Genomic DNA, 13,269 nt, shown 5'->3' with positions numbered 1-13,269 from the left:
AGGACTAAAGATGAGGGACGTTCAGAATTCGACTAAACCGTGACGGTCTCGAACTTACCCTTCCCGGACATACGCCAGTCGACGAGAAACACACCATTCGTCACCCCTTCCGCATGCTCCATAATGCGTGGCCACCATTTCACTAAGTTTTGTGCTTTCTCCCAGAATTTGTGGTCACTCCATGATTTTTTTAGCATGAAGGTGACGATTCCGGTGCGCCGGAGAGCCATCTTTTCCAGGTCATTTTTTCGGATGCGGTCTTGCGTGATGATGATCCAATTACCTTCGTCAGCGAGAACGTTAAGCCAGACATGATCTGGCGTGTCAGAAGGGAATAGATCTCTAAGATGTTGGACGCTGTGCCCCTCAGCGTGACTTAGGGCGTCCAGAGCCCTGGCAAATTGTGGTGGTAGGTTATTGTCGATGAAGAACCTCAAGCTGCCGCTTTCTTCTCGAAGTCGACGGCAGCGCGGACTTCAGCTCTTGAAACCTCGTACCAATTGGCCACGGTCTCAATTGAGTCCTCAGCTTCGTACGCTGCGAACAGTGCCTCTGTCGGCACACCGGAACGAGCGAGAACCGGCCGCCCGAAGCTGCGATCAGGGTCAATGACAATCTTTCTGCTCGCAACCGGGAACCACCGGGCTGTTTGCCCGTGTTCAAATTCTATCCCTTTAAAGAGGCTCTGCTGTACGATGGTTTTGCTGACGTACTGCCCCCGGTTCATATCGAGCACCCGCTCGTCTTTGCCTTCCAACGCTTCGGCAAAGATACGGTTACCGTCTGTCGAGAACTCTCTCATCGTGAAGGGATGCGGGTCGTTAAGGACGTGACAGGCATAAGATGCCGCCTCACGAATCGCTTTAAATGACACGCCATGCGCTCGGAATGCATCGACCATCCGAACTTCCATCATATCGAGGAAGCTTAGGCCGACAGTAGTGTCTGTCGAGGGTGCATCTGAATTCCAGATTGGAGAGGACGCACCTTCGCGACCGTCCCTAGTGCGGAATCTATAACCAGAAACCCAGCGGCGTACTCGTTGAGAACTTACCCCAACTAAGCGGGCAGCCTCAGGGATCGTGTAGAGCCCCACCCCAATCATGTCGAAGTCTTGGCCGCGCATATTTGTCTCCCGGACCGCTTTTACCTTTTTACCTAGCGCTAGGTAAAGAATTCCCTAGTGCGCTGGGCTCGGATCGACCCATTTCCAGCCGCTAGAAAGCGTGAGGAATGAGCCCCGGATTTTGGCTGCTAGCGGTCGTATCATTCAATAACAAGGCTAAGGTCCAAGCTGATCTAATCCCGCTCCGTCACCGCCAGCTCCCAGAACGCCCGAACCACCCGCGTTTCGGCCCGGTTTTCCAGGCAGACCATGTATTCGTGCATGGGCAGTTTGCAGTCCTTGAGCTCGATCATCACGAGGCGCGAGTCGAAGCCGAATTCGGGTTTGGAGACGAAGCCGATGCCGTTGCCGGTGGCGACGGCCTCGCGGATGCTTTCGCGGCCTTCGACCTCCATCACCGTGCCCATCTGTAGCTCCAGCCGGGCGAATTCCTGTTCGACCAGCCGGCGGGTGGTCGAGCCCCGTTCGCGCAGCACCAGGGGCTCGCCGGCCAGTTCCTTGAATTTGACCGCGCCGCGCCCGGCCCAGGAGTGGTCGCGGTTGATGACGGCGACCAGGGGGTCGTCGCGCAGGCTGAGCACCTTGAGCCTGGCGTCGTCGGGCACATGGGAAAACACGCCGACGTCGGCGTCGAAATCGTAAAGCTGATTGAGGATGTCTTCCGAGTTGCCGATCTTCAGGTTCACGGTCACGCCCGGATAGCGGTTGCGGAAGGCGCGCACGATGCGCAGCACATGAAAGGGCGCGTCGGCCGAGAGCGTCAGGGAGCCGACCAGCAGGTTCTGCGATTCCTTGAGGTATTCCAGCGCCTCGCCCTCGCATTCGAACATCCGGTTGGTGATGGCGAGCAGGTGCCGCCCGGCATCGGTCAGGGCGACCGAGCGCGAGGTGCGGTTGAACAACAGAACGTCGAAATCCTTTTCCAGCTTGCGGACCTGGTCGGACAGGGTCGGCTGGGTCAGATGCAGGTGTTCGGCGGCCTTGGAGAAGCCGCCCTGCGTGGCGACCGCATGGAACGCGCGCAGTTGCGAATAGTACATAGATGAAGCCTATACGATCTATATAAACTGACGATTTGACTTATATTTCCCCAATGCGATTGAGTCTACATGAACCCCGCATAACGGCGAATTTGCCCGGGGTTCAGGGTCGGCGCCGACGAAGGCACGGACACCAGGGGGATTTGGTGCAGTGCCGAACAAATCCTGTCACGTCACCGCAGAATTGGTTAAAACTGTCACATGCCGGTAACAGCACATCCTGATAATCCGGCGATCAAACAGGGAGTATTTCGATGAAATCAACATGGTTCAGCAGCCTCGGCTTGGGGCTGGCGACGGTGGCGACGGCCGCCATCCTGGGTGCCGCGCCCGCCAAGGCGAAGACCGATCTTCTGGTCTACACGGCGGTCGAGGCGGATGAGCTGAAGAAGTTCAAAACCGCCTTCGAAAAAGACAATCCGGACGTCAACATCAAGTGGGTCCGCGATTCCACGGGCATCATCACCTCCAAGCTGCTGGCCGAGAAAGAAAACCCCAAGGCGGACATCGTCTGGGGCGTGGCGGCGACCAGCCTGCTGCTGCTGGCCGATTACGATTATTTCCAGGGCTATGCGCCCAAGGGCTTGGATAAGCTGTCGAAGAAGTATTACGACACCACCAACACCCCGCCGCTGTGGGTCGGGCAGCGCGCCTGGATCGCGTCGGTCTGCTTCAACACGGTCGAAGGCGAAAAGCACAAGCTGCCGATCCCCGCGACCTGGGAAGACCTGACCAAGCCGGTCTACAAGGGCCATGTCATCATGCCGAACCCGAACTCTTCGGGCACGGGCTTCCTCGACGTGTCGTCGTGGATCCAGATCCAGGGCGAGGAAAAGGCCTGGAAGTACATGGATGCCCTGCACGAAAACATCGCGCGCTACACGCATTCGGGCTCCAAGCCCTGCAAGCTGGCGGCCAAGGGTGAAATCGCCATCGGCATTTCCTTCGCCTATCGGGGGGCCAAGTCCAAGAACGAAGGGGCGCCGCTCGAAGTCATCGCGCCGTCCGAAGGCGTGGGCTGGGATCTGGAATCCTTCGGCATCGTCAAGAACACCAAGAACCTGAAGGCCGCCCAGGCGCTGGCCGACTGGTCCGTGTCCAAGACGGCGCAGGAAATCTACAACGAGGAATACGCGGTCGTCGCCATGCCCGGCGTCGCCAAGCCCGTGAAGAACTTCCCCGTCGGCATCGAAGACAAGATGATCAAGAACGACTTCAAGTGGGCGGCCGCCAACCGCATCCGCATCCTGGACGAGTGGCGCAAGCGCTACGACGGAAAGTCCGAGCCGAAGTAGTAAGGTTATCTTTTCTCGACTGATCTGAACGGCAAGCCCCGGCTCCCGCGTATGGGGCCGGGGCTTGCTATTTCAGCATCTTTGAGGCCGTGTGCCCGCGGGCCGCGGTCTGATAGAATTCAGCCATGGAGGGCAGGGATGGCGAACGACAATAACGGCGAGGCCTATCTTCGGGTCCGTAACCTGACCAAGAAATTCGGCGAGTTCACGGCGCTGAAGAACGTGTCGCTGGACGTCAGCGAGGGTGAATTCGTCTGTTTCCTGGGGCCGTCCGGTTGCGGCAAGACGACCCTGCTGCGCGCCATCGCGGGCCTGGACATTCAGACCATGGGCACGGTCGAACAGGCCGGCCGCGACATTTCCGCGCTGCCGCCCAACGAACGCGATTTCGGCATCGTATTCCAGTCCTATGCCCTGTTCCCGAACCTGAGCGTGACCCGCAACATCGGCTATGGCCTGGAAAACCGGAACATGCCGAAGGCCGATATCGTGGCCCGGGTGTCCGACCTTCTGGACCTCGTCGGCCTGCGCGACCATGCAACCAAATATCCGTCGCAGCTGTCGGGCGGCCAGCAGCAGCGCGTGGCCCTGGCCCGGGCACTCGCGACCTCGCCGGGCCTGTTGCTTTTGGATGAACCGCTGTCGGCGCTCGACGCCAAGGTGCGCGTTCACCTGCGCCACGAGATCAAGGAACTGCAGGAAAAGATCGGCATCACCACCATCATGGTGACCCACGATCAGGAAGAGGCGCTGGCCATGGCCGACCGCATCGTGGTGATGAATCACGGCGTGATCGAACAGGTCGGCTCGCCCGAGGATATTTACGCCGACCCGGCCTCGCCCTTCGTCGCTGATTTCATCGGCACGACCAATTTCGTCGACGGCGAGGTTCAGGCCGGCGGGCGGGTCTCCGTCGCCGGTGTCGCCATCGACTGCGGTGCGGCCCTGGACGGGCTCAACCCCGGCGACATGGTCACGGTCTGCATCCGGCCCGAGGACGTGCAGGTGTCGACCGACGGCGGCGGCGCGGGTATTCCGGTGACCATCACCGACGTTGAATTCCTGGGCTCCTTCCATCGCTGCCACGTGATGCCGGTCAACGGTGCGGGGCAGACCTTCGGCAAGGACATCGATTTCATGATCGACCTGTCGGCGGGCCGCGCCCGCGACCTGGGCATCCGCGAGGGCATGGCCGTGCAGGCGGCCCTGCCGCCCGAATTCGTGCGCATCTACCGCCCCGTGGGCGGAGGCTGAGCCATGCGGGAGGCCGCCGTCGTCGCCGAAGCGCCCAAGATCACGCCCAAGGTCAGCAGCGAAGACTGGATCATGCGCGCGGTGCTGGTCGGCATCGCGCTGTACCTCACCGTCTCGATCCTGCTGCCGCTTTACGCGATCCTGTCGAAAAGCTTCAAGAACGCCGACGGCCTGTTCGTCGGGCTGGCCAACTACGTCAATTTCTTTTCCACCCCGGCCCTGTTCTGGTCGATCGAGAACAGCCTGACGGTGACGCTGATCTGCTGCGTCATCGTGGTCACGCTGGCCTTCATCTATGCCTATGCCCTGACCCGCACCTGCATCCCGTTCAAGTCGCTGTTCAAGGGCGTGGCGCTGCTGCCGATCCTCATGCCGTCGCTGCTGCCGGCGATCGCGTTGGTCTATCTGTTCGGCAACCAGGGCATCATCAAGGACTGGCTGTTCGGCTACGAAATCTACGGCCCCATCGGCATCGTCATGGGCGAATGCTTCTATGTGTTCCCCCATGTGCTGACGATCATGCTGATCGCCATGGCCAATTCGGATGCGCGCCTGTATGAGGCGTCGGACGCGCTGGGTGCTTCCAGGATCAAGACCTTCTTCACGGTGACCCTGCCCAGCGTGCGCTACGGCGTGGTCTCGGCCTTCTTCGTCTGCTTCACCCTGGTCATCACCGACTTCGGCGTGCCCAAGGTCGTCGGCGGCAAGTACAACGTGCTGGCCACCGACATCTACAAGCAGGTGGTCGGGCGTCAGGATTTCGAAATGGGGGCGGTGGTTTCCATGGTCCTGCTGTTGCCGGCCCTGTTCGCTTTTGCCGCCGACCGCATCGTGCAGCGCCGCCAGGTCGCCCTGCTGTCGGCCCGCGCGGTGCCGTATCAGCCCAAGAAAAACACGGTCATTGATACGGGCATGCTGATCTTCTGCTGCCTGATCGGCCTGATCATGGTGTCGATCCTGGGCATGGCCTGCTTCGCCTCCTTCGCCAAGTTCTGGCCCTATGACCTGACCCTGTCGCTCAAGCATTACAACTTCGACCTGATGGACGGCGGCAGTTGGGATGCTTATTGGAATTCCATCGAACTGGCGGCCTGGACCGCGGTGATCGGAACGGCGATGGTGTTCACCGGTGCCTATCTGGTGGAAAAAAGCAAAGGCTTCCATTCCGGCCGCGCCGCCATGCAGCTGTTGTGCATGATTCCCATGGCGGTGCCGGGGCTGGTGCTGGGTCTGGCCTATGTGTTTTTCTTCAACGCGCCGAACAACCCGCTGGGCTTTCTCTATCACACCATGCCGATCCTGGTGATCTGCACGGTCACCCATTTCTATACGGTCGCGCATCTGACGGCGGCGACGGCGCTGAAGCAATTGGACGGCGAATTCGAAAGCGTGTCGCAGTCGCTCAAGGTGCCGTTCTACAAGACCTTCTTCCGCATCACCGTGCCGGTCTGCATGCCGGCGATCCTGGACATCTCCATGTATCTGTTTGTCAACGCCATGACGACCGTCTCAGCGGTGGTGTTCCTCTATTCGCCGGACACGGCCCTGGCCTCGGTCGCGATTCTCAACATGGACGATGCCGGCGATGTCGCGCCGGCCGCCGCCATGGGCATGATGATCGTCGGCACGGCGGCGGCGGTTCGGCTGGTGCATGCGGGACTGACACGCGGTATTCTCTCGCGCACCCAGGCTTGGCGAAAGCGCTGAGCGGGCAATCCGCCCGCAGGCATTTCATCGCTCAGGTCTATGGATGATATCCAAATTAACGATTTGACGAATTGACCCATCCCGCCCGAAACTCCGCGCGACCGGCTGCCCGAACGGCCCGGCCGCGGCCCTAATGACAAAGTTGGAAAGGCCCAACCATGACGTTGACACCCGGTGACCCTCTTCTCCTCACGCCCGGCCCGCTGACCACGGCCGCCGAAACCCGCGACGCCATGCGCCACGATTGGGGCTCGCGCGATCAGGCCTTCATCGACGCCAATGCCGCCGTGCGCCGCAAGCTTTTGGAAATCGCCAATGCCGCCGCGACCCATGTCTGCGTGCCCCTGCAGGGTTCCGGCACCTTCGTGGTCGAGGCGGCGCTCTGCACCCTGATCCCCAAGACCGGCAAGGCGCTGATCCTGGCCAACGGCGCCTACGGCAAGCGCATGGGCAAGATTTTGGAATACGCGGGGCGTCCGTTCGAGATTTCCGAAACCGCCGAGGACGTGCCGCCGGACGCCGCCGCCCTGGCCGCCAAATTGGCCGCTGACACCGCCATCACCCATGTCCTGGTCGTTCATTGCGAAACCACCTCGGGCATTCTCAACCCCATCGCCGACATCGCTCATGTGGTGAAGGACGCCGGCCGTTCGCTGATCATCGATGCCATGAGCGCGTTCGGCGCGATCGAACTGGATCTCGCCAAGGTGCCCTTCGACGCCGTCATGGCGTCGTCTAACAAATGCCTGGAAGGCGTGCCCGGCATGGGCTTCGCCCTGATCCGCAAGACGGTGTTGGAAGCCTGCGAAGGCAATTCTCATTCCCTGGCGCTTGACCTCTACGACCAGTGGAAGGCGATGGAGGCCAACGGTCAGTGGCGCTTCACCCCGCCGACCCATGTCATCTTCGCCTTCGCCAAGGCAATTGAGCAGTTCGAGGCCGAGGGCGGTCAGCCGGGCCGCTTCAAGCGCTATTCCAACAACTGCAAAATTCTGATCGACGGCATGGCCGAACTGGGCTTCCAAACCCTGCTGCCCCAGGGCTTGCAGGCGCCGATCATCGTCACCTTCCATATGCCGTCGGCCCCGAACTTCGATTTCCAGGTGTTCTACGACAAGGTCAAGGACAGGGGCTTCGTGCTTTATCCCGGCAAGCTGACCGTGGCGCCCAGCTTCCGCGTCGGCTGCATCGGGCATTTGGGGGCGGCCGAGATGAAGGCGGCGCTCAAGGCCATGTCGGAAGTGCTGGCCGAAATGGGGGTCAAGACAGGCGCCCCTCAGGCCGCCGAATAGGCCGCATCGGTGACCGACGCCGCCAAGATGCCACCCGCGACCTGTGAGGTCGTCGTCATCGGCGGCGGGGTCATCGGCTGTTCCATCGCTTATCATCTGACCAAAATCGGCATCACCGACGTGGTGCTGCTGGAGCGGCGCAAGCTGACCTCCGGCACCACCTGGCATGCGGCCGGGCTGATCGGACAGTTGCGCGGTAGCGCCAACATGACGCGGCTGGCCAAATACACGGCAGAGCTTTACCGCGAGCTGGAGGGCGAGACCGGCCAGGCCACGGGCCTGAAGCAGAACGGATCCGTCTCCGTGGCACTCCACGAAGGGCGGATGGAGGAATTCCGCCGCAATGCCTCCATGGCCAAGGTATTCGGCCTGCAGGTCGACATCATTTCGCCGGCAGAGGTCAAGGAACGTCATCCCCTGGTGGAAACCGGCGATGTCCTGGGCGGCACCTGGATTCCGTCGGACGGGCAGGGCAATCCGGCCGACATCACCCTGGCCCTGGCCAAGGGGGCGCGCATGGGCGGTGCCCGTCTGTTCGAGGACACCAAGGTCGATGACATCATCGTCGAGAACGGCCGCGCCGTCGGCGTGCGGACAGAGGCGGGCGAGGTCCACGCCCGCTGGGTCGTTCTGGCTACGGGCATGTGGGGCCGTGACATGGCGGCAAAGGTCGGCGTGACCTTGCCGCTGCATGCGTGTGAGCATTTCTACATCGTCACCGAACCCTTCGAGGGCATGACGCCGGACCTGCCGGTGCTGCGGGTTTACGACGAATGCGCCTATTACAAGGAAGACGCCGGCAAGATGCTGATCGGCGCGTTCGAGCCCAAGGCCAAGCCCTGGGGCATGGACGGTATTCCCGACGACTTCGAATTCGATCAACTGCCTGACGATTTCGATCATTTCGAGCCGATTTTGGAAGCCGCCATGGCGCGCCTGCCGGCGTTGGAAAATGCCGGTATCCAGACTTTCTTCAACGGCCCGGAAAGCTTCACGCCGGATGTCCGCTACAACCTGGGCCCCGCCCCGGGCTTGGACGGCCTGATGATCGCGGCGGGGCTGAATTCCATCGGCATCCAGTCGGCGGGCGGCATCGGCCGCGTGGTCGCGGACTGGATCAAGTCGGGTCATGCCCCCATGGATCTGTGGGAAGTCGACATCCGACGCCAAATGCCGTTCCAGGCCAACCGGGCCTATCTGCGCGATCGGGTGTCGGAAAGCTTAGGGTTGCTCTACGCCACCCATTGGCCGTTCCAGCAGTACACGACGGGGCGCGGCCTGCGCCGCTCGCCGCTCCACGAACACCTGAAGGCGGCCAATGCCTGCTTCGGCGAAAGCGCCGGGTGGGAGCGCGCCAACTGGTTCGCGCCGGAAGGGACGGAGCCCAAATACGAATACAGCTACGGCCGCCAGAACTGGTTCGATGCCTCCGCTGGCGAGCACCGCGCGGCGCGGGAAGGTGTCGCCCTGTTCGATCTGACGTCTTTCGCCAAGTTCCGGGTTGAGGGCCCGGACGCGGCCAAGGTTCTGGGGCGGGTGTCGGCCAACGACGTCGCGGGCGGCGCGGGCCGCGCCGTCTATACCCAATGGCTGAACGACCGGGGCGGGATCGAGGCTGACCTGACCGTGACGCGCCTTACCGAGGATGCCTTCCTGGTCGTCACCTCCGGTGCCTGTCAGGTGCGCGATTTTCATTGGCTCAAGGGCCATGTGCAGGCTCATGAGCGCTGCACCGTCACCGACGTGACCTCGGGCCATGCGGTGATCGGCGTCGCCGGGCCCAAATCTCGTGATCTGTTGGCGGTGCTGACGCCGGAAAACCTCGCCAACGACGCCTTTCCCTTCGGTGCCAGCCGCGAGGTTGAATTCGCGATGGCGATGGCGCGCATGACCCGTATTTCCTATGCGGGCGAACTGGGCTGGGAAATCATGGTGCCGACCGAATTCGCGGCCCATGTCTATGAAGCCGTCACCGCGGCGGGCCGGGACTTTGGCCTGGTCCACGCGGGCATGCATGCCATGAATTCCCTGCGCATCGAAAAGGCCTACCGCCATTGGGGTCATGACATTTCCGATGAGGACACTGTGCTTGAGGCCGGTCTCGGTTTCGCCGTCGCCTGGGACAAACCCGGAGGCTTCATCGGCCGCGAGGCGCTGCTGAAGCAGCGGGAGGCGGGGAGCACGCGCCGCTTGCTGCAGTTCCTGGTCCGTGATCCCGATCCGCTGCTCTATCACAACGAGCCGATTTGGCGGGACGGGGAGATCGTCGGCAAAGTGACCTCCGGCATATACGGCCATACGTTGGGTGGTGCTGTCGGCATGGGCTATGTGAGCGTACCGGACAGCGGCCAGACGGGGATCGACGACCATGCCTACGAGATTGAGATCGCCGGGGTGCGGTATCCGGCACAGGCGTCGCTCAAGCCTCTCTACGATCCCGCGTCATCTCGCCTGCGCGGCTGATTTCCCAGGTTAATGCGTCAAGTCGATGCCTGACCCAGGCCCGGGCCGGGCGTGTCGTCATATTGATTTAACCTATCAATCACATAGTTATTAGCGATTTGACATATCCTTGGCTGGTCACGAGAATTCCCGAAACCAGGGCACGTCCCCGCGTGCCGGACGATTTCAAAGGTGAGCAGCATCATGGACCAGACCCCATCCCATCCTCAGAGCGTTTCCGTCAACAGCCGTACCTATGCCTGGCCCAGCCAGCCCCTGGTGGTCGTCTGCATCGACGGATCGGAGCCTGATTACATCGAACAGGCCATCGCCGGCGGGCACATGCCGTTCCTGGAAAAGGCGCTGAAGGGTGGGTCCGACCTGCGCGCCGAATGTGTGGTGCCCAGCTTCACCAACCCCAACAACCTGTCGATCGTCACCGGCGTGCCGCCCAAGGTGCACGGCATTTCCGGCAACTTCTTCCTCGATCCGGACACGGGCGAGGAAGTGATGATGAACGATCCCAAGTTCCTGCGCACGGATACCATCTTCAAGGCCTTCCACGACGCCGGCGCCAAGATCGCCATCGTCACCGCCAAGGACAAGCTGCGCCGCCTGTTGGGTCATGGCCTCGACTTTACCTCGGGCCGCGCCGTGTCGTTCTCGTCGGAAAAGGCGGACCAGACCAATAAGGCCGAAAACGGCATCGACAACGCGCAAGCCCTGGTCGGGCGGCCGATCCCGGATGTCTATTCGGCGGACCTGTCCGAATTCATCTTCGATGCGGGCGTCAAGCTGATGGAAACCATGCGCCCCGATATCATGTATCTGTCGACAACGGATTACATCCAGCACAAGCACGCCCCCGGCACGCCGGTGGCCAATGCCTTCTACGCCATGATGGACGGTTATTGGGCCAAGTTGGATGCGCTCGGCGCCGTGTTGGCGATGACCGCCGACCATGGCATGAACGCCAAGTTCGGCAGCGACGGCCAGCCCGACGTGATTTATCTGCAGGAAGTGCTCGACGGTATCCTGGGGGCGGGCAAGGCGCGGGTGATCCTGCCGATTACCGACCCCTATGTCGTGCACCACGGGGCCTTGGGCTCCTTCGCCACCGTCTACCTGCCGCCGGACGCGGATACATCCACCGTCATCTCCAAGCTGGCCGCGGTTTCCGGCGTGCAGAAGGTCTACGACAAGAAACACGGCTGCGCCGAGTTCGAACTGCCGGAAGACCGCCTGGGCGACCTGATCGTGGTGTCCGACAAAGCCAAGGTTCTGGGCACCTCGTCCGATCGTCACGACCTCAGCCAACTGAAGGAGCCCTTGCGCTCCCACGGCGGGGTGACGGAACAGAAAGTCCCCTTGATCGTGACCCGCACGGCCTCCGTCGACAACAACCGGCGGCTCCGCAATTTCGACATCTTCGACGTGGCGCTGAATCACACGGCGCTCGCCCAAAACGCGGCCTGATGAACGCCGCCTGAAACAACACAGCATTAAACAACACCCCGCCAGGGGACGTTTGGAGGATAATTCCATGGACAGCGCCGTTACCGACCTCAAGGACGAAGTGATCCACGAAAAGCTCCGCATTGTCGGAGACAGCGGCGTGCGCGACGAGCGCATCGAGGTCATGAACCCTTACACCAACAAGGTCGTCGGCACGGTGCCGAAGGCGTCGGTCGCCGATGTCAAGAAGGCGTTCAAGACGGCTGCTGAATACAAGCCGACCCTGACCCGTCACGAGCGCGCGGAAATCCTCAAGAAGACCGGCGAAATCCTCTATTCCCGCCGTGAACAGGTGTCCGACCTGATCACCGCCGAATGCGGCCTGTCGAAAAAGGATTCGATGTATGAAGCCGGGCGCTCCAACAGTGTGTTCAACCTGTCCGCCGCCCTGACCCTGATGGACGATGGCGAGGTGTTTTCCTGCGACGTCTCGCCCTCGGGCCCGAAGCGTAAGATTTTCACCACGCGTCAGCCGTTGCGGGCGATCAGCGCCATCACGCCGTTCAACCATCCGCTCAACCAGGTCGCGCATAAGATCGCACCCTCGGTCGCGACCAACAACTGCATGGTCCTGAAGCCGACGGAAAAGACGCCGCTGACGGCGCTGCTTCTGGCCGACGTTCTGTACGAAGCGGGCCTGCCGCCGGAAATGTTCCAGGTCATCACCGGTGATCCGGCGGAGATCGCCGACGAGATGATCACCAACGAGCATGCCGACCTGGTGACCTTCACCGGCGGCGTGGCGGTCGGCAAGTACATAGCCGAACACGCGGGCTATCGCCGCATGGTGCTGGAACTGGGCGGCAACGACCCCCTGATCGTCATGGAAGACGCCGACCTGGAAAAAGCCGCGACCCTGGCCGTCGCGGGTGCCACCAAGAACTCGGGTCAACGCTGCACGGCGGTGAAACGCATCCTGGTGGTCGACGCGGTCGCCGACGAATTCGTCAAGATCGCCCTGGAAAAGGTCAAGGCCATCAAGTACGGCGATCCCATGGACCCGGCGACGGACGTCGGCACGGTGATCGACGAGAAGGCGGCCATGCAGTTCGAACGGCGGGTCAACGACGCCGTCGCCAACGGGGCGGAACTTCTTTACGGCAACAAACGGGACGGCGCGCTCTATTCCCCGACCCTGGTCGACCGCGTGCCCTTCGATTGCGAACTGGTGCGCGAGGAAACCTTCGGCCCCGTGGTGCCGATCATCCGCTGCCCCGACGACATCGCCGAGGTCATCAAGATCTCGAACTCCACGGCTTTCGGCCTGTCGTCGGGCGTGTGCACCAACAACATGGAGTACATCACCCGGTTCATCGACGATCTGGTCGTCGGCACGGTCAACGTCTGGGAGGTTCCCGGCTTCCGCATCGAAATGTCGCCGTTCGGCGGGATCAAGGATTCGGGCTTGGGCTACAAGGAAGGCGTGATCGAGGCCATGAAGAGCTTCACCAACGTGAAGACCTTCTCCATGCCGTGGCTCAGCTGATAGACCTTTTTCCCAGATCATCCGATTGTCGGGGCTGGATTTTCGGATTATAAGCGCACTCAGTGCGTCTATTGAGGGGTGGGCGAGCATCATGGCGGCCGCCGGGCGAGGA

General features: G+C 61.6%; 10 protein-coding genes. 7 read left to right on the top strand and 3 right to left on the bottom strand.

The features are described from left to right. Positions 1–32: 32 nt before the first annotated feature. From KFF05_15145 to KFF05_15135, 3 genes are all read right to left on the bottom strand, one after another. A complete protein-coding gene (locus KFF05_15145; protein UTW51231.1) occupies positions 33–437 on the bottom strand; it encodes a DUF5615 family PIN-like protein in 405 nt (134 codons plus the stop codon). Beyond that, positions 434–901: a DUF433 domain-containing protein gene (locus KFF05_15140; protein UTW51230.1), complete on the bottom strand. Its 468-nt coding sequence runs from the start codon at positions 899–901 to the stop codon at positions 434–436. Before KFF05_15140 ends, KFF05_15145 begins: the two co-directional genes overlap by 4 nt. A gap of 398 nt (positions 902–1,299) precedes the next feature. Next, complete coding sequence (locus tag KFF05_15135) at positions 1,300–2,166, bottom strand: LysR family transcriptional regulator (protein ID UTW51229.1); 867 nt, start codon at positions 2,164–2,166, stop codon at positions 1,300–1,302. A gap of 254 nt (positions 2,167–2,420) precedes the next feature. Here KFF05_15135 and KFF05_15130 point away from each other — a divergent pair, with 254 nt between their 5' ends. From KFF05_15130 to phnY, 7 genes are all read left to right on the top strand, one after another. Then, positions 2,421–3,461, top strand: coding sequence for a putative 2-aminoethylphosphonate ABC transporter substrate-binding protein (locus KFF05_15130; protein ID UTW51228.1), 1,041 nt, complete (start codon positions 2,421–2,423; stop codon positions 3,459–3,461). A gap of 138 nt (positions 3,462–3,599) precedes the next feature. Continuing rightward, positions 3,600–4,715 carry a putative 2-aminoethylphosphonate ABC transporter ATP-binding protein gene (locus tag KFF05_15125; protein ID UTW51227.1) on the top strand — a complete coding sequence of 372 codons (1,116 nt, stop codon included), beginning with the start codon at positions 3,600–3,602 and terminating at the stop codon, positions 4,713–4,715. Positions 4,716–4,718: 3 nt separating this feature from the next. Beyond that, positions 4,719–6,422, top strand: a complete 1,704-nt coding sequence (locus KFF05_15120) for a putative 2-aminoethylphosphonate ABC transporter permease subunit (GenBank protein UTW51226.1) — start codon at positions 4,719–4,721, stop codon at positions 6,420–6,422. 164 nt (positions 6,423–6,586) lie between these two features. Then, positions 6,587–7,714: a 2-aminoethylphosphonate--pyruvate transaminase gene (locus tag KFF05_15115; GenBank protein ID UTW53742.1), complete on the top strand. Its 1,128-nt coding sequence runs from the start codon at positions 6,587–6,589 to the stop codon at positions 7,712–7,714. Between the two features lie 27 nt (positions 7,715–7,741). Then, positions 7,742–10,177 carry an FAD-dependent oxidoreductase gene (locus KFF05_15110; protein ID UTW53741.1) on the top strand — a complete coding sequence of 812 codons (2,436 nt, stop codon included), beginning with the start codon at positions 7,742–7,744 and terminating at the stop codon, positions 10,175–10,177. Between the two features lie 183 nt (positions 10,178–10,360). Further along, complete coding sequence (phnA, locus tag KFF05_15105; protein ID UTW51225.1) at positions 10,361–11,632, top strand: phosphonoacetate hydrolase; 1,272 nt, start codon at positions 10,361–10,363, stop codon at positions 11,630–11,632. Positions 11,633–11,699: 67 nt separating this feature from the next. Further along, positions 11,700–13,157 carry a phosphonoacetaldehyde dehydrogenase gene (phnY, locus tag KFF05_15100; GenBank protein UTW51224.1) on the top strand — a complete coding sequence of 486 codons (1,458 nt, stop codon included), beginning with the start codon at positions 11,700–11,702 and terminating at the stop codon, positions 13,155–13,157. Positions 13,158–13,269: the final 112 nt, after the last annotated feature.

The organism is bacterium SCSIO 12827 (assembly GCA_024397995.1).
Taxonomy (GTDB): Bacteria; Pseudomonadota; Alphaproteobacteria; order Rhodospirillales; family Casp-alpha2; genus UBA1479.
The sequence above is the reverse complement of the archived record's forward strand: the minus strand, read 5'-3'. Positions and strand labels throughout refer to the sequence as shown.